General features: G+C 58.8%; 13 protein-coding genes and 1 pseudogene. 9 read left to right on the top strand and 5 right to left on the bottom strand.

The annotated features are described in order from the left end of the window. Positions 1-193: 193 nt before the first annotated feature. The 9 genes from EKA13_RS08500 to EKA13_RS08460 all read left to right on the top strand — a co-directional run bounded on the left by EKA13_RS08500 (position 194) and on the right by EKA13_RS08460 (position 13,048). Positions 194-2,245: a putative bifunctional diguanylate cyclase/phosphodiesterase gene (locus EKA13_RS08500; RefSeq protein ID WP_065758951.1), complete on the top strand. Its 2,052-nt coding sequence runs from the start codon at positions 194-196 to the stop codon at positions 2,243-2,245. Between the two features lie 138 nt (positions 2,246-2,383). Continuing rightward, complete coding sequence (locus EKA13_RS08495) at positions 2,384-3,715, top strand: imelysin family protein (protein ID WP_065758950.1); 1,332 nt, start codon at positions 2,384-2,386, stop codon at positions 3,713-3,715. Between the two features lie 303 nt (positions 3,716-4,018). Continuing rightward, positions 4,019-4,501 (top strand): hypothetical protein, encoded by a 483-nt coding sequence (locus tag EKA13_RS08490; protein WP_065758949.1) that lies wholly within the window; start codon positions 4,019-4,021, stop codon positions 4,499-4,501. A 25-nt stretch (positions 4,502-4,526) separates the two neighbouring features. Then, positions 4,527-4,910, top strand: coding sequence for a hypothetical protein (locus tag EKA13_RS08485; protein ID WP_065758948.1), 384 nt, complete (start codon positions 4,527-4,529; stop codon positions 4,908-4,910). Positions 4,911-5,104: 194 nt separating this feature from the next. Beyond that, entirely contained in the window at positions 5,105-6,523 is a 1,419-nt protein-coding gene (locus tag EKA13_RS08480; protein WP_065758947.1) for a di-heme oxidoreductase family protein, read from the top strand. Positions 6,524-6,538: 15 nt separating this feature from the next. Then, positions 6,539-7,603 carry an imelysin family protein gene (locus EKA13_RS08475; protein WP_065758946.1) on the top strand — a complete coding sequence of 355 codons (1,065 nt, stop codon included), beginning with the start codon at positions 6,539-6,541 and terminating at the stop codon, positions 7,601-7,603. 2 nt (positions 7,604-7,605) lie between these two features. Continuing rightward, entirely contained in the window at positions 7,606-8,703 is a 1,098-nt protein-coding gene (locus EKA13_RS08470; protein ID WP_065758945.1) for a DUF1513 domain-containing protein, read from the top strand. Positions 8,704-8,829: 126 nt separating this feature from the next. Then, a complete protein-coding gene (locus EKA13_RS08465) occupies positions 8,830-9,981 on the top strand; it encodes an efflux RND transporter periplasmic adaptor subunit (protein WP_065758944.1) in 1,152 nt (383 codons plus the stop codon). A 13-nt stretch (positions 9,982-9,994) separates the two neighbouring features. Beyond that, positions 9,995-13,048, top strand: coding sequence for a multidrug efflux RND transporter permease subunit (locus tag EKA13_RS08460; protein WP_065758943.1), 3,054 nt, complete (start codon positions 9,995-9,997; stop codon positions 13,046-13,048). 59 nt (positions 13,049-13,107) lie between these two features. Here the strand turns inward: EKA13_RS08460 and EKA13_RS08455 are convergent, their stop codons facing one another. The 5 genes and pseudogenes from EKA13_RS08455 to colR all read right to left on the bottom strand — a co-directional run bounded on the left by EKA13_RS08455 (position 13,108) and on the right by colR (position 16,268). Next, positions 13,108-13,326, bottom strand: coding sequence for a hypothetical protein (locus tag EKA13_RS08455; RefSeq protein ID WP_065758942.1), 219 nt, complete (start codon positions 13,324-13,326; stop codon positions 13,108-13,110). Further along, a pseudogene (locus EKA13_RS28305) lies at positions 13,326-13,421 on the bottom strand (lipopolysaccharide kinase InaA family protein); the annotation flags it as partial. The gene EKA13_RS08455 and the pseudogene EKA13_RS28305, both read right to left, overlap by 1 nt. 58 nt (positions 13,422-13,479) lie before the next feature. Beyond that, positions 13,480-14,163, bottom strand: a complete 684-nt coding sequence (locus EKA13_RS08445; protein ID WP_065758941.1) for a class I SAM-dependent methyltransferase — start codon at positions 14,161-14,163, stop codon at positions 13,480-13,482. Between the two features lie 121 nt (positions 14,164-14,284). Beyond that, positions 14,285-15,595, bottom strand: coding sequence for a sensor histidine kinase (locus tag EKA13_RS08440; RefSeq protein WP_065758940.1), 1,311 nt, complete (start codon positions 15,593-15,595; stop codon positions 14,285-14,287). Beyond that, the gene (colR, locus tag EKA13_RS08435) at positions 15,585-16,268 is read right to left on the bottom strand and encodes a two-component system response regulator ColR (RefSeq protein WP_065758939.1); all 684 of its coding nucleotides are present in this window, start codon (positions 16,266-16,268) and stop codon (positions 15,585-15,587) included. The genes EKA13_RS08440 and colR overlap by 11 nt, the downstream gene beginning before the upstream one ends. Positions 16,269-16,320: the final 52 nt, after the last annotated feature.

Genomic DNA, 16,320 nt, shown 5'->3' with positions numbered 1-16,320 from the left:
CTAACATCAAGGCGTGGGAAAGTTGTCACCCCACACTAAAGTCGCAAGGCCTTACAACCGATACAGTGACACACGGATCGCAAACCTCTGACGAAGTAACTCAGAAGATCGAGTAATACGTGTTGAAGGCCGATAGTGGATTGCCAAGATTGATGGCAAAATGATGCCATGCGCATGGATTAAGGAAACCCCATTGAAGCTGGAACTCAAGAACAGCTTATCGGTCAAGTTGCTCAGGGTGGTATTGCTCTCGGCGCTGGTCGTCGGTGTAGTACTTAGCTGCGCGCAGATCGTGTTCGACGCTTACAAGACGCGCCAGGCTGTCGCAACCGATGCCCAGCGTATCCTAGACATGTTCCGAGACCCCTCTACGCAGGCGGTCTATAGCCTCGATCGGGAAATGGGCATGCAGGTCATCGAAGGCCTGTTCCAGGACCAATCGGTGCGGATGGCGTCCATTGGCCATCCCAACGAAACCATGCTTGCAGAAAAGAATCGGCCATTGCAGGAACTGCAAACGCGCTGGTTGACCGACCTGATTCTGGGCCGGCAAAAGACCTTCAAGACACCGCTGATCGGTCGAGGTCCGTACAGTGAGTATTACGGCGACCTGAGCATTACCCTCGATACCGCTACCTACGGCCAGGACTTCATCGTCAGCTCGGTGATCATCTTCATTTCTGGCGTGCTACGCGCTCTGGCAATGGGCCTGGTGCTGTATTTGGTCTACCACTGGTTACTGACCAAACCGCTCTCAAAGATCATCAACCATCTCACCCAGATCAATCCGGACCGCCCAAGCCAACACAAATTGCCGCTGCTCAAGGGGCACGAAAAGAACGAACTGGGTGTATGGGTCAATACTGCCAACCAGTTGCTGGCCTCCATCGAACGCAATACCCACCTGCGTCACGAAGCCGAAAACAGTCTGCAGCGCATGGCTCAGTATGATTTTCTGACCGGGCTACCAAACCGCCAGCAGTTGCAGCAGCAACTGGACAAGATCCTGGTCGACGCTGGACGCCTGCAGCGTCGCGTGGCCGTACTGTGCGTTGGCCTGGATGACTTCAAGAGCATCAACGAACAGTTCAGCTACCAGACCGGTGACCAACTGCTGCTGGCCCTGGCCGACCGCCTGCGTGCGCACAGCGGCCGTCTGGGAGCCCTTGCCCGGCTCGGTGGTGACCAATTCGCACTGGTTCAGGCCGATATCGAGCAGCCGTACGAAGCCGCCGAGCTGGCGCAAAGCATACTCGATGATCTGGAAGCCCCTTTTGCACTGGACCACCAGGAAATTCGCCTGCGTGCGACCATCGGCATCACCTTGTTCCCGGAAGATGGCGACAGCACCGAGAAACTGCTGCAAAAGGCCGAGCAGACCATGACCCTGGCCAAAACCCGCTCACGCAACCGCTACCAGTTCTACATTGCCAGTGTCGACAGCGAGATGCGTCGCCGCCGCGAACTGGAAAAAGACCTGCGCGAGGCCCTGCCACGCAACCAGTTGTTCCTGGTCTACCAACCACAGATCAGCTATCGCGACCACCGGGTCGTCGGGGTTGAAGCGCTACTCCGCTGGCAGCACCCCGAACTGGGCATGGTACCGCCCGACCAGTTCATCCCGCTGGCCGAACAGAACGGCAATATCATCAGCATCGGTGAATGGGTGCTCGACCAGGCCTGCCGTCAGTTGCGCGAGTGGCATGACCAGGGCTTCAGCGAACTGCGCATGGCGGTCAACCTGTCCACCGTGCAACTGCACCACAATGAACTGCCACGGGTGGTCAACAACCTGCTGCAGATCTACCGCCTGCCGCCACGCAGCCTGGAGCTGGAAGTTACCGAAACCGGCCTGATGGAAGACATCAGCACCGCAGCGCAGCACCTGCTGAGCTTGCGCCGTTCGGGCGCGATGATTGCCATTGACGACTTCGGTACCGGCTACTCGTCGCTCAGTTACTTGAAGTCGCTGCCACTGGACAAGATCAAGATCGACAAGAGCTTCGTGCAAGACCTGTTCGAGGATGATGATGACGCCACCATCGTTCGGGCCATCATCCAGCTTGGCAAGAGCCTGGGCATGCAGGTCATCGCCGAAGGCGTTGAGACGGCCGAGCAGGAGGCCTACATCGTTGCCCAAGGCTGCCACGAAGGCCAAGGCTACCACTACAGCAAGCCGCTACCCGCTCGAGAGCTGACCACGTTCCTCAAACAGGCAAGCCGAAGTCAGGTTTCAATCCTCTGACGCGCACGCAAAACGCCAGCGACAAGCATTTGAATATTTATGTATTGCCCCTTTACATCAAATGCAAATCTTTCGCATTATGTTGCAGTTTTGCGTGCACCCGCACACCTGTTCAACTTCTCGACGCAGGAAATCGCCATGATTCGTATGCCTCTGGCCACCGCCAGTCTGTTGGCCATTGCCATCTCTCTCGCCGGTTGCGGCGATAGCAAGGACAAAGCCAGCGCGCCGCAAGCACAGACACCCGCCGCCAGTGCTGCCGCCCCTGCCGCAGGTGCACTTGACGAAGCCGCCAGCAAGGCCGTGATCAAGCACTACACCGAGATGGTCTACGCCGTCTTCAGCGATTCCCTGAGCACCGCCAAAACCCTGCAAGGCGCCATCGACGCCTTCCTCGCCACCCCCAACGACGAAACCCTGAAAGCCGCCAAGGCCGCCTGGGTCGCTGCACGTATTCCGTACCTGCAGAGCGAAACCTTCCGCTTCGGCAACACCATCATCGACGACTGGGAAGGGCAAGTGAACGCCTGGCCGCTGGACGAAGGCCTGATCGATTATGTCGATGCCAACTATGAGCACGCCCTGGGCAACCCGGGCGGCACCGCCAACATCATTGCCAACACTGAAATCCAGGTGGGTGAAGACAAGGTCGACGTCAAGGACATCACTGCCGAGAAACTGGCCAGCCTGAACGAGCTGGGCGGCTCCGAAGCCAACGTCGCCACCGGCTACCATGCCATCGAGTTCTTGCTCTGGGGCCAGGACCTGAACGGCACCGGCCCAGGTGCGGGTGCACGTCCTGCATCGGACTACCTGGAAGGTAAAGGCGCCACCGGTGGCCACAACGAGCGTCGCCGCGCTTACCTCAAGGCCGTCACCCAACTGCTGGTCGATGACCTGGAAACCATGGTCGGCAACTGGAAGCCAGGTGTTGCTGACAACTACCGTGCCACCCTCGAAGCCGAGCCGGTTACCGATGGTTTGCGCAAGATGCTGTTCGGCATGGGTAGCCTGTCGCTGGGCGAGCTGGCCGGCGAGCGCATGAAGGTATCCCTGGAGGCCAACTCCCCTGAAGACGAGCAGGACTGCTTCAGCGACAACACCCACTTCTCGCACTTCTACGATGCCAAAGGTATCCGTAACGTCTACCTGGGCGAGTACACCCGAGCCGACGGTACCAAGCTGACTGGCCCTAGCCTGTCATCGCTGGTAGCCAAGGCCGATCCAGCAGCCGATGCTACGCTCAAGGCCGACCTGGAAGCCACCGAGGCAAAACTGCAGGTCATCGTTGACCATGCCGCCAAAGGCGAACACTACGACCAGCTCATCGCCGCTGACAACGCTGCCGGTAACCAGATCATCCGTGATGCCATTGCCGCCCTGGTCAAACAGACCGGCGCCATTGAGCAGGCAGCCGCCAAGCTGGGGATCAATGACCTGAAACCAGACACCGCCGATCACGAATTCTGATCAGCCGTACAGCACTCCGTTGTAAACCACATGCCCGATGCCTTGCATCGGGCATGTTGCGTTATATAACTTGAACTTCACACACCGCCACTAGACCCCGCACGTTTGCCTCGCCAATAACCCGCCTGTCAAACCGCCCTCCTCCTACACGTTACTGTCCAGCGTTCGCATTGTTATCACCGTTTCAGAGTGTTCAACTCTACACATCAACTGCGCACAGAAATGACAATTTATAAAACATGAACACCGGAAGTTCTTCCACCTCCATATATCAATATAGAGACACTCAAGGAGCGTGCCACGATGAAAATACTCGACGTCTGGGGAGAAGGCCGAATCGTTGACAAAATATCTGACACCGTCTTTATCACCGGCTTTACGGATGCAGACAACATCAATAAAGATGGCCAAAAGATATCCAACGGCCCGGATACAGGAAAGGAAATACCCCGTCTTATTCCCGTGAATGATTATGACTACCCCATTTTTCCACTCGCAGAAGACCTGTACCCCTGCGAAACACTGATGGGGGCTCCTATAACCGTGGGCGCCGCTCAGGAAATGTGCAGGGTACTGAGCGCGCCGGCTGGCAAAGTGTACCTCTATGACCCTGCCGAGCCCTTCAGAAAGGCCTTCGAAACAACGGCACGCGGTCACGGACTATTCCTAGAGGGACGCTATTCACCTGAAACACTTCCTTCCCCGCTAAACGAAATAACCATGCACGCCGTCTATGTGTATGGCCAAGCAACAGAGCCCCGTCCGACCCCCAACATTGAACTTTGAACACACCTGGTAACTGGAGCATTCTATGGCGAGCGTCAGCATTCTGCGATCCATCGCAAATAACACCCCGTACACCTTGTCCATTCGCAATGGCGAAAGCAAAAGCGATCTGTTTTCCATCGGCGCACAATCCGCATGGAACGGTTGCATGAACGTACCCTGGATCGGAAAGGTCTCAGAAAACTATAAAGCCATTGAACTGGTCATGGGCGCTAAAGCCGAAACAACACTGTGGCTGTTTCAAGATTACTGGGAGCCGGCACATGAAAATGCGGTTAAATATTTATTCGGCACTGAAATGGATTATACGGGCGGCACCCTGGAAGTGCCGGGAAACAACCGGGGTGGCGGTAACCACAACCTGATCATCAGCCTGGAGGGCAATCGTTTTACCTTGAAAATGATGTAAAACTGCAGCGTATACCGCACTTCGGCATTACAGCCCGCCAAGCACCGCTACCGGCCTTCGGGTCGGCAGCGCCCTCCCCCGCATGAGCCGCCACGCGCAAAATTTCATCAAGCAAACGCAAATCCCTCTTATTCAACAAGCGGATAGCCTGCTAAGCTTGCGAGCCGGTTTTTGCTCGCGCCTCAGGATTTCAGATGTCCTCGTTGCTTCGCTGCCTTTTTCTCCTGCTCTTGGTACTGCCGCTGGCAGCCTGTGACGACGCCCCGCGCTTCACTCAGGCTGAGCCAGGGGAAGCCATGGGTGGCGGCACGTCGACGGTCAACAAGCACGACAAAAATGCCTTTTCGATGGCCTCCGCCAACCTGACAGCGAGCCGACAACTGGACTTCAGTGTCGGCAACAGCTTCTTCCGCAACCCTTGGGTAATTGCACCGTCCACAACCACCGCTCGTGACGGCCTGGGCCCCCTGTTCAACACCAATGCCTGCCAGAACTGTCACATCAGGGACGGTCGCGGCCACCCTCCTGGGCCAGATGCCAAAAGCGCAGCCTCGATGCTGGTGCGCCTGTCGATCCCGAATGCAACAGAATATCTGCCGGTCATCGAACGCCTGGGTGTCGTCCCCGAACCGGCCTATGGCGGACAGTTGCAGGATATGGCTGTGCCTGGGGTTGCACCCGAAGGCAAGGTCCGGGTGGAATACACACCACACAGCGTCACCTTCACAGACGGCACCACGGTCGAGCTGCGCAAGCCAAAGCTGCTTATCAGCCAACTTGGCTACGGGCCAATGCATCCCGACACACGTTTCTCCGCACGTGTCGCACCGCCGATGATTGGCCTAGGTCTGCTGGAAGCCATTCCGGAAGAGGCCATCCTGGCCAACGCCGATCCCTACGACAGCAACGGTGACGGCATCCGAGGCCATGTCAATCAGGTGTGGGACGACGCCCAGGGTAAAACCGTCATGGGCCGCTTTGGCTGGAAAGCCGGGCAACCGAATCTCAACCAGCAAAACGTGCACGCCTTCTCCGGCGACATGGGCCTGACCACCCGCCTGCGCCCGATAGACGACTGCACACCGACACAAACCGACTGCCTGAATGCCCGCCAAGACCGTGGTGAACCGGAGGTCAGCGATAACATTCTGCGTTTGATGTTGTTCTATACCCGCAATCTGGCAGTGCCCGCACGCAAGGATGTCGACTCACCACAGGTGCTGGCCGGCAAGAACCTGTTCTTCGAAGCCGGTTGCCAACGCTGCCATATCCCGACGTTCACCACCTCGGCAAACGCCGCCGAGCCGGAACAGGCCAACCAGGTGATCCGCCCGTATACCGACCTGCTGCTGCACGACATGGGGCCGGATCTGGCGGACGATCGCAGCGAGTTTGCCGCCGGTGGCCGCGACTGGCGTACCGCACCGCTGTGGGGCATCGGCATGACCGAAACAGTCAGTGGCCACACCCAATTCCTGCACGACGGCCGGGCGCGCAACCTGCTCGAAGCGGTGCTTTGGCACGGCGGCGAAGCAAAGGCCGCCCAACAACACGTCTTGACCTTCAATGCAGAGCAACGCGCCGCGCTGCTGGCATTCCTGAACTCACTCTAGCCATAGGAGCCGGGCATGTTCCGTCCCAAACTGTTATTTACCAGCCTCGCCGCCCTAGCGCTGGGCGCCTGCTCGCCGCAGGATCCGCAAGCGGTCACTTCCGCCGCGATTGCCAAGCAAGTGATCCTGCCCACCTACAGCCGCTGGGTCGAAGCCGACCGTCAGCTGGCCGTCAGCGCGCTGGCCTTCTGCGAAGGCAAGAACAGCCTGGAAACCGCACGGGCTGACTTCCTTCACGCCCAAAAGGCCTGGGCAGAGTTGCAACCACTGCTGATCGGGCCGCTGGCCGAGGGCAACCGCGCCTGGCAGGTGCAGTTCTGGCCAGACAAGAAAAACCTGGTAGGACGCCAGGTAGAACAACTGATCAACAGTGACAAGCCGATCGATGCCAGCACCCTCGCCAACTCCAGCGTCGTGGTCCAGGGGCTCTCGGCTTACGAGTACATCCTGTTTGACAGCAAGCCAGACACCGCCAATGCCGAGCAGAAAGCCCGCTACTGCCCGCTGCTGGTTGCCATCGGCGAGCGTCAGAAAGCCCTGGCCGAAGAAATCCTGAAGGGCTGGAACAAGAACGACGGCGTGCTCGCACAGATGACCAAGTTCCCGAACCAGCGCTATGCCGACTCTCACGAAGCGATTGCCGACGTGCTCCGCGCCCAGGTCACTGCGCTGGACACCCTGAAGAAAAAACTCGGCACGCCGATGGGTCGCATGAGCAAGGGCATCCCGCAGCCACTGCAGGCAGAAGCCTGGCGTAGCCAGTCGTCTCTGAAGAGCCTGCATGCCAGCCTCAGTGCTGCACAGACAGTATGGGCCGGGGTCGACAATCAAGGGCTGCGCAGCCTGCTCGGCAGCGACCAGAAGGCCCTTGCCGACAAGATCGACGCTGCCTATGCGGCATCGCTGAAGCTGTTGGCCGACACGCCGAAGCCCCTTGGCGAGCTGCTGGAAGATGAAGCCGGTCGTGAGCAGTTGAACGCGATCTATGACAGCCTGAACGCCGTCCACCGCCTGCACGAGACTGATCTGGCCAAGGCGCTGGGCATTCAATTGGGCTTCAACGCCAACGACGGTGACTGATCATGTTGCGACGTCAGGCTCTGAAAGTCGGTAGCGCGGTGCTTGCTGCCCTCACGCTAGGCGGATGGACCTTGTTCCAGAACAAGCGTCAGCAGCCCCTGCTGCTCTCGGCCCGCGACGATAGCGACGGCAACCACTACGCCGTCGGCTACCGCCTGGACGGTAGCCAGGTATTCGCGACCCAGGTCGGACAGCGTTGCCACGACATCATCAATCACCCTGAACTGCCCATCGCCCTGTTCGTGGCGCGTCGACCCGGTACCGAGAGCTATCTGGTCGACTTGCGCGACGGCCGCCTGCTGCAAACCGTCACCTCACAGCCGAACCGTCATTTCTATGGCCACGCGGTGATTCACAAGGGCGGTGAATGGCTGTATGCCACCGAGAACGACACCACTGATCCGGGGCGGGGTGTACTTGGGGTCTACCGATTCGAGGGCGAACGGCTGCAGCACAGTGGCGAGCTGCCCACCCACGGCCTTGGCCCGCATCAGGTGTCCTGGCTACCCGATGGTGAAACCCTGGTGGTCGCCAACGGCGGTATTCGCACCGAAGCCGAAAGCCGCGTCGAGATGAACCTCGATGCCATGGAACCCAGCCTGGTATTGATGCACCGCGACGGCACCTTGCTGAGCAAGGAAACCCTGAGCCAGCAAATGAACAGCGTTCGTCACCTGGCCGTTGCCAGCGACGGCACGCTGGTCGCTTGTCAGCAGTTCATGGGCGACGCTCACGAAACCGCTGAACTGCTGGCGATCAAACGCCCAGGGCAGCCCTTCCTGCCATTCCCCGTGGCGCAGGCACAGTTGCAGTCAATGGCGAACTACACCGCCAGTGTCGCGGTACACAGTGAGTTGCGACTGGTTGCACTGACCGCACCTCGGGCCAACCGCCTGTTCATCTGGGATCTGGACACGGGTGCAACGCGCCTGGATGCCCCGATGCCCGACTGCGCCGGTGTTGGCGCAGTCGCAGACGGTTTCGTCGTCACCTCGGGCCAGGGCCGCTGCCGGCTCTATGATTGCCGCAAGGCAGAACCGGTCGGCCAACCGTTGCAGTTGCCGCCCGGGCTTTGGGACAACCATCTGCACCTGACGTGAGTAGCATCAAGGGGAAATGGACTTCCCTGCATTAGGCAAAGGCGTAATATTCGACAACACTGCACAACAGTGAGCAGGTGTTCGTCAGTGCTGTGCCTGCCTGTCTAGCCTCCAAGGAAATGGAATATGCTGCGCCGCCGCATGCTGATCATGTTGGGTGTCGTGTTGCTGATTGTGCTGATTCTGGGAGGCTACAAAGCCTTCAGTATCTATCAGCAAATTCAGCAATTCAGCGCGCCAAGACCTCCCGTGAGCGTAGCGGCGACTGCCGCGCGCGAACAGCTCTGGCAGAGTCGACTGCCCGCAGTTGGCAGCCTCAAGGCGTTTCAGGGGGTAAATCTGAGCCTGGAGACCGCCGGTACGGTCAAGACCCTGCTGTTCGAGTCAGGCCAGCGGATCAGAGTAGGCCAGCCCCTCTTGCAGCTCGACAGCGACGTGGAAAGCGCCTTGCTGGGCACCGCGATGGCGGACCTCGGGCTGGCGCAGGTCGAGTATGGACGCGGCAGCCAGCTGATCGACAGTCAGGCAATCTCCAAAGGCGAGTTTGATCGCCTCGCAGCACAACTGCTGCGCAGCAAAGCCGTGGTCGCCCAACTCAAAGGTTCCTTGGCGAAAAAGACGATCCTTGCGCCGTTCAGCGGTACCATTGGTATCCGCCAGGTCGATATCGGCGACTACCTGCCCAGTGGCACAGTGATCGCCACCCTTCAGGACCTGAGCAGCCTGTACGCTGACTTTTACGTGGCCGAACAGACGTTTCCCAAACTGGGCATCGGCCAGCAGGTACTGGTCAGCGTTGCAGCCTACCCCAACCAGACGTTCCCTGGCGCCATCAGCGCTATCAACCCCAAGGTTGAAGACAGCACCCGTAATGTACAGGTCCGCGCCACCCTGGCGAACCCCGATGGCAAGCTGTTACCCGGCATGTTCACCAGCCTGCAAATACTGCTGCCCAACCCGCGCACGGAAGTGGTCGTCCCTGAGACTGCGGTCACCTACACCCTGTATGGCACCTCGGTGTACGTCGCAGTGCCCAAGACCGCCGAGGACGGCCAGCCACAAAAAACTCCTGACGGCCAACCGGTGTGGGTGGCAGAGCGCCGTTTCATTGAAGCCGGCGAGCGCCGTGAAGGCCTGGTGGTCATCGCCAAAGGCGTTAAGGCAGGTGAACAGGTGGTGACGGCCGGTCAGCTGAAACTCAGCCAAGGCGCCCTGATCACCGTCAGCCCGGACAAGACCCTGACGGGCGAGCCGGACACCTCGCCACGCGTCGATTGATCAAGGAACCTTCATGGCCTTAACCGATCCGTTCATTCGCCGCCCTGTTCTGGCCAGTGTGGTCAGCCTGCTGATCGTCCTGCTCGGCTTCCAGGCCTGGAGCTCGTTGCCGATCCGTCAGTATCCGCAGATGGAAAACGCCCTGATCACGGTGACCACCGCCTACCCCGGCGCCAACGCGGAAACCATTCAAGGCTACATCACCCAGCCCATGCAGCAGAGCCTGGCAAGCGCAGAGGGCATTGACTACATGACCTCGGTGAGCCGGCAGAATTTCTCGGTGATCTCGATTTACGCCCGAATCGGCTCGGACAGTGACCGGATGTTTACCGAACTGCTGGCCAAGGCCAATGAGGTAAAGAACAAACTGCCTCAAGATGCCGAAGACCCGGTCCTGAGCAAAGAGGCCGCTGGCGCCTCGGCGCTGATGTACATCAGCTTCTACAGCAGCGAACTGAGCAACCCGCAGATCACCGATTACCTGTCACGGGTGATCCAGCCCAAGCTGGCAACATTGCCGGGCATGGCTGAAGCAGAGATCCTCGGCAACCAGTTGTTCGCGATGCGCATCTGGATCGACCCGGTCAAACTCGCAGGCTATGGCCTGAGCGCCAGCGATGTGACTGACGCGGTACGGCGCTACAACTTCCTTTCTGCAGCGGGCGAAGTCAAAGGCGAATACGTGGTCACCAGTATCAACGCCAGCACTGAGCTCAAGTCGGCCGAAGCCTTCGCCGCCATCCCGCTGAAAACCATGGGCGATAGCCGGGTGCTGCTGCGCGATGTGGCCCAGGTGCAAATGGGCGCGGAGAACTACGATACGGTCAGTTCTTTCGATGGCACCCCGTCGGTCTACATCGGCATCAAGGCGACGCCAGCGGCCAACCCGCTGGATGTCATCAAGGAAGTGCGCAAACTGATGCCGGAACTGAACAGCCAGTTACCGCCCAACCTGAAAGCCTCCATCGCTTACGACGCCACACTGTTCATCCAGGCCTCGATCAACGAAGTGATCAAAACCCTGGCGGAAGCCGTGCTGATCGTGATCGTCGTGGTCTTTCTCTTCCTCGGGGCGCTGCGCTCGGTGCTGATTCCGGTCATCACCATTCCATTGTCGATGATCGGCGTACTGTTTTTCATGCAACTGATGGGCTACTCAATCAACCTGCTGACCCTGCTGGCCATGGTGCTGGCGATTGGTCTGGTGGTGGACGATGCCATTGTCGTCGTGGAAAACATCCACCGGCACATCGAAGCTGGCGAGACGCCCTTGGAGGCCTCGTTGGCAGGGGCGCGAGAAATTGCGATACCCGTGGTCTCGATGACCATCACGCTGGCAGCGGTGTACGCGCCGATTGGCTTTTTACAAGGCCTTACCGGCGCACTGTTCAAGGAGTTCGCCTTGACCCTCGCTGGCGCCGTGATCATCTCCGGGATCGTCGCCCTGACCCTGTCGCCCATGATGTGCTCAATGCTCCTGCGCCATGAAGCCAACACCCACGGCCTGGCCTATCGCCTCGACCAGCTATTTGAACGCCTCAAGCAGCGTTACCAGAAAATCCTCCACGGCACACTCAACACGCGCCCCGTAGTGTTGGTGTTTGCTGTGATCGTCCTGTGCCTGATTCCGGTGCTGCTGATGTTCACCAAGAAAGAGCTGGCACCGGACGAAGACCAAGGCATCGTGTTCATGCTGGCCACCGCACCACAGCCAGCCAACCTGAACTACCTGAATGCCTACACCGACGAATTCATAAACATTTTCAAGGCATTCCCGGAGTACTACTCATCCTTCCAGATCAATGGCTTCAACGGGGTGCAGTCAGGCATCGGAGGTTTCCTGCTAAAGCCCTGGAATGAGCGGGAGCGAACCCAAATGGCACTATTGCCAGAGGTTCAGGCAAAGCTCAACCAGATCAGTGGCCTGCAGGTCTTCGGCTTCAATCTGCCATCACTGCCCGGTACGACCCAAGGTTTGCCCTTCGAGTTTGTCATCAACACCCCGAACGATTACGCATCGCTGCTGCAAGTGGCCGAGCAGGTAAAAACACGCGCCGAGGCCACCGGCAAATTTGCCTTTCTCGACATCGATCTGGCCTTCGACAAGCCCGAAGTCGTCGTCGATATTGATCGGGCCAAGGCCGCACAAATGGGGGTGACCATGGCCACGCTAGGGAGCACACTCGCGACCTTGCTGGGTGAGGCCGAGATCAACCGGTTCACCCTTGAAGGACGCAGCTACAAGGTCATTGCCCAGGTCGAGCGCGCCTACCGTGACAACCCTGGCTGGCTGAACAACTACTACGTCAAGAATGAACAAGGGCAAATGCTGCCGCTGTCGACGCTGATCACCGTCAGCGACCGCGCACGACCGCGCCAACTGAATCAGTTCCAACAGCTGAACTCGGCCATTATCCAGGGCGTACCGCTGGTCAGTATGGGGGAGGCCATCGAAACCGTACGCAACATCGCCCGCGAAGAAGCCCCCGCCGGGTACGCCTTTGACTACAGTGGCGTTGCACGCCAATTCATCCAGGAGGGCTCGGCACTGTGGGTCACCTTTGGCCTGGCGTTGGCCATCATCTTCTTGGTACTGGCAGCGCAGTTCGAGAGTTTCCGCGACCCTCTGGTCATTCTGGTGACAGTCCCGCTATCAATCTGCGGCGCACTGATTCCGCTGTTCCTTGGCCTGTCGAGCATGAACATCTATACCCAGGTCGGGCTGGTCACCTTGATCGGACTGATCAGCAAACACGGCATCCTGATCGTCGAATTCGCCAATCAGTTACGTCGGCAAAATGGCTTGTCGGTACGAGAAGCCATAGAAGAGGCCGCCGCGATTCGCCTGCGCCCGGTACTGATGACCACTGCCGCGATGGTCTTTGGCATGGTGCCCTTGATTCTGGCCAGCGGCGCCGGGGCGGTCAGTCGCTTCGACATCGGCACCGTGATTGCCACCGGCATGTCGGTGGGAACCCTGTTCACGCTCTTTGTCCTGCCCTGCGTCTACACCCTGCTGGCCAAGGCGGACGCTCCGCCAGGGGTCGGGGACTCACAACCAACCTGAATAGCCCATAATCAAAAGCCCCGTCGTTGACGAGGCTTTTCAGGTTACCCAAAACAGGATCAGCTTTGGGGTCGAAGCCCTTGCCTCAAGCCGAACAACAACAGTAGCAAGTCGTGATCGGGCGTGGCCACGACCCGATCCTTGACAACATGTGGCGTAGGGCAGTGGGCCGTGTCGCTGAGGATACCAGGGCCGGGTTCATCCCACGCGGCTGCCGCAGCGGTGGCTATTGCCAGACCACCCAGGAAGAACAGACCTCGAGCAATTTCTAGTTTCATTACTCTAAACCTTTGACAGCGCTGCCAAACACCCTGAGGTAAAAATAGAGCAGCTTTTGCCAGTCTGCGTTGCGCCACGACGAATGGTGACGCAACTATGTGATCGTTGTAGGCGGCCAAACGGCTGCCGTGGCGGTGACAGGCAGGCGCCTCCTAGCCTTTACGCAGCACGTAAACGCGCCACATGGCGTAGAACGGCAAAAAATCCAACCGTTCCTGAATGCGGAATCCTGCTTCGACGAACTCCTGCTCCACCGTGGCAGCAGGCAGCACAAAGCGATTCTGGCGAGCCTCTTCTGAACCTGTTTTCGCCAAGCGACGTGCTTCCAGCTTTTTACGTCGCCAGGCTTTGAAGTTGCCATCGACCCAGAGCGAGAGGATCACGCTATCACGGGAGACACGTTGAAACTCGGAGAGAATGACCTTGCGGTGCGCCGCTTCACCAACCTGCTGAAAGAGTCGCATACAGAAAATGCTGTCGACGGCATTGTCGGGCAAGTCGATGTTGAATGCAGAGGTCTGCAGGGTGCGCACACGCTCGACGACACCGGCCGGTTGCGACGTACGAGCGGTTTCAAGCATCGCTTCCGAGTTGTCGGCGCCGAGGATCACACGATTGTTTTTTTCCGCCAGCAACGGCCAAAAATGCCCGGCACCACACGGCAGATCAAGCACAAGACCCGGCTCCCCCGACAGCGCCAGCGCACGACGCGCCAACTGTTCATCACGCTGGTGGGACAGACGGCGCGCCAACCCATCTTGATGCTTGAGAAAGCAATCCTGAGCCTGTTGCTGATCGTGCTTCTCGGAAAACTCGAGCTTGATGGGACTGCGCATTCTGCCTCTCCTGACTCCATTGGCGCCCACCTTATTCAGGTGGGCGTTGGCGTCAGGTCATGCGGATGTGAAAAAAACGTTAAACACGTTCACACCAACTTCATCCTGTTTCAGGACGGGGTTAGCCGATGATCTCATCCCGATCAGTCAATTGACTTCGGCCGTGGCTCAGATCGACATGGAAGCGACAGCCATTGGGTGTCATGGCCGTGAGGCTGACAATCCAGCACTGGTCATCACAGATCCGCTGTACCAATGACAACCCCAACCCCAGCCCCTCACCACGCTTTTCTCCACCGCGTACAAACGGCTGGAACATGGCTTCACGCTGCTCTTCAGGAATGCCCACGCCACTGTCTTCAACCATGAACCCGGAGGGCTCCAAGGTTAAGCGAATGAAACCGCGTTCAGTGTAATGCGCCGCATTACGCAGTAGATTGCCCATCACCGCCTGCAGAAAGGTTGCATTGTAGAGAACCGATCCCGCAGCGCCTGCGCTGTAGTACAACTGCAGACCTTTCTGTTCAATGGTGTCGCGCCACACCCCCAGCAGGTCATCAGCGACTTCTTTCAGGGTCGCCTGCGAGGCAACGGCCCCCTCATCACGCTGAGCCCGAGCCAACATCAGGAAGGTTTTGACCAACTCACGCATTTCCTCGCTGGCCCTGGCGATGCGTTCGACCTGCGCCCTTGCGCGGTCATCGAGCTTCGTGTTTTCCAGCAGCAATTCGCAGGACGTGGCCAGCACCATCAAGGGTGTACGCAACTCATGACTGACATCGCTGGTGAACAAGCGCTCACGGGTCAATGCATCGCGCAATCGGCCCAAGGTGGCATCGAATGCCACCGCCAGTTGCCCGACCTCATCCGCGGCATAATCCGGAGCCAGAGGCGGTGCCAGGCCCAACAATTGATCGCGGTGGCGAACCTGACGAGCCAAACGGATCACCGGCGCCATTACCTTGCGCGCCAACACCCAGCCCAGGAACACCGCCAGCGCCAGGCTCAACACAAAGCCGACCACCACGACGGCAAAAAGCACACGCTCGCGCTCTTCGAAATCACTTTGATCCTGCAACAGGACATAGCGACGGCCATCTACGATCTCGACCATCGCGTGATACGACAGTTGATCACGAAAGACCTCATGAAACCCCGGGTCCAGGTGCCTGAGATCCTTGGGCAAGGCAAAGTCATCGCGCCCGCCGCTGAAGTAGAACAGTTGATCTGGCCGCGGCCTGTGGCTCCAGTCACTCACGCTGTCCATCAACAACAACCGCTGCAGATCGCCACCCAATACGGCAGAGATCAAACGCTCTTCGACCAGATGTACTGTCGCCACAATACCGAAAGCGAACGCTCCCGCGACCAAGGCGCTCATCAAGGCAAAGGCGATGATGATCCGCTGCGCCAGGCTTTGCTTAAACTCCATCGCGGCCCTCGGCCATGCGGTACCCCACACCATGTACCGTGTGCAGCAATGGCTTGTCGAACGGCTTGTCGATCACCTGGCGTAGCTGATGAACGTGGCTACGCAGGCTATCACTGTCAGGACAGTCATCCCCCCAGAGCGCCTCTTCAAGCACTTCGCGGCGCAACACATGGGGGCTTTTTTGCATGAGTACGGCAAGCAATTTCAGACCGACCGGGTTCAACTTGAGCAAGCGCCCTTGGCGCGTGACCTCAAGCGTGTCCAGGTCATAACTCAAATCACCGACTTGCAGGCTGCGGCGTCCGCCACCCTGAGCACGACGCAGCACCGCCTCAATACGTGCGGCCAACTCCGACAGGGCAAATGGCTTGAGCAGGTAATCGTCGGCGCCCGAGCGAAAACCCTGAAGACGGTCGTCAAGTTGGTCACGGGCGGTGAGCATGATCACCGGCGTGTCGCGCCGGGCATCCTCGCGCAAGCGCTTGCATAGCGTGTAGCCGTCAATACCGGGTAACATGATGTCGAGCACAATCAGGTCATAGTGTTCGGTCGCCGCCAGGTGCAAACCCGAAAGGCCGTCCTGGGCACAATCGACCGTGTAGCCCTTGAGGCCAAGGTAATCTGCCAGATTGGCCAGAATATCGCGGTTGTCTTCAACCAATAGAATTCGCATGGGTATCCCCCGTTCACTGCATTTGCCTGCTTGGCAGGCGCAGCTTAAGGCC

Origin of the sequence: Pseudomonas defluvii, from assembly GCF_001695625.1 — a bacterium.
Lineage (GTDB): Bacteria > Pseudomonadota > Gammaproteobacteria > Pseudomonadales > Pseudomonadaceae > Aquipseudomonas > Aquipseudomonas defluvii.
The sequence above is the reverse complement of the archived record's forward strand: the minus strand, read 5'-3'. Positions and strand labels throughout refer to the sequence as shown.

Excerpts from the sequence above, each read along its gene's own strand:
- EKA13_RS08440 (WP_065758940.1), bottom strand. The coding sequence starts at position 15,595 with ATGGAGTTTAAGCAAAGCCTGGCGCAGCGGATCATCATCGCCTTTGCC.
- EKA13_RS08445 (WP_065758941.1), bottom strand. The coding sequence starts at position 14,163 with ATGCGCAGTCCCATCAAGCTCGAGTTTTCCGAGAAGCACGATCAGCAA.
- EKA13_RS08480 (WP_065758947.1), top strand. The coding sequence starts at position 5,105 with ATGTCCTCGTTGCTTCGCTGCCTTTTTCTCCTGCTCTTGGTACTGCCG.
- EKA13_RS08475 (WP_065758946.1), top strand. The coding sequence starts at position 6,539 with ATGTTCCGTCCCAAACTGTTATTTACCAGCCTCGCCGCCCTAGCGCTG.
- colR (WP_065758939.1), bottom strand. The coding sequence starts at position 16,268 with ATGCGAATTCTATTGGTTGAAGACAACCGCGATATTCTGGCCAATCTG.
- EKA13_RS08485 (WP_065758948.1), top strand. The coding sequence starts at position 4,527 with ATGGCGAGCGTCAGCATTCTGCGATCCATCGCAAATAACACCCCGTAC.
- EKA13_RS08490 (WP_065758949.1), top strand. The coding sequence starts at position 4,019 with ATGAAAATACTCGACGTCTGGGGAGAAGGCCGAATCGTTGACAAAATA.
- EKA13_RS08460 (WP_065758943.1), top strand. The coding sequence starts at position 9,995 with ATGGCCTTAACCGATCCGTTCATTCGCCGCCCTGTTCTGGCCAGTGTG.
- EKA13_RS08455 (WP_065758942.1), bottom strand. The coding sequence starts at position 13,326 with ATGAAACTAGAAATTGCTCGAGGTCTGTTCTTCCTGGGTGGTCTGGCA.
- EKA13_RS08465 (WP_065758944.1), top strand. The coding sequence starts at position 8,830 with ATGCTGCGCCGCCGCATGCTGATCATGTTGGGTGTCGTGTTGCTGATT.
- EKA13_RS08470 (WP_065758945.1), top strand. The coding sequence starts at position 7,606 with ATGTTGCGACGTCAGGCTCTGAAAGTCGGTAGCGCGGTGCTTGCTGCC.
- EKA13_RS08495 (WP_065758950.1), top strand. The coding sequence starts at position 2,384 with ATGATTCGTATGCCTCTGGCCACCGCCAGTCTGTTGGCCATTGCCATC.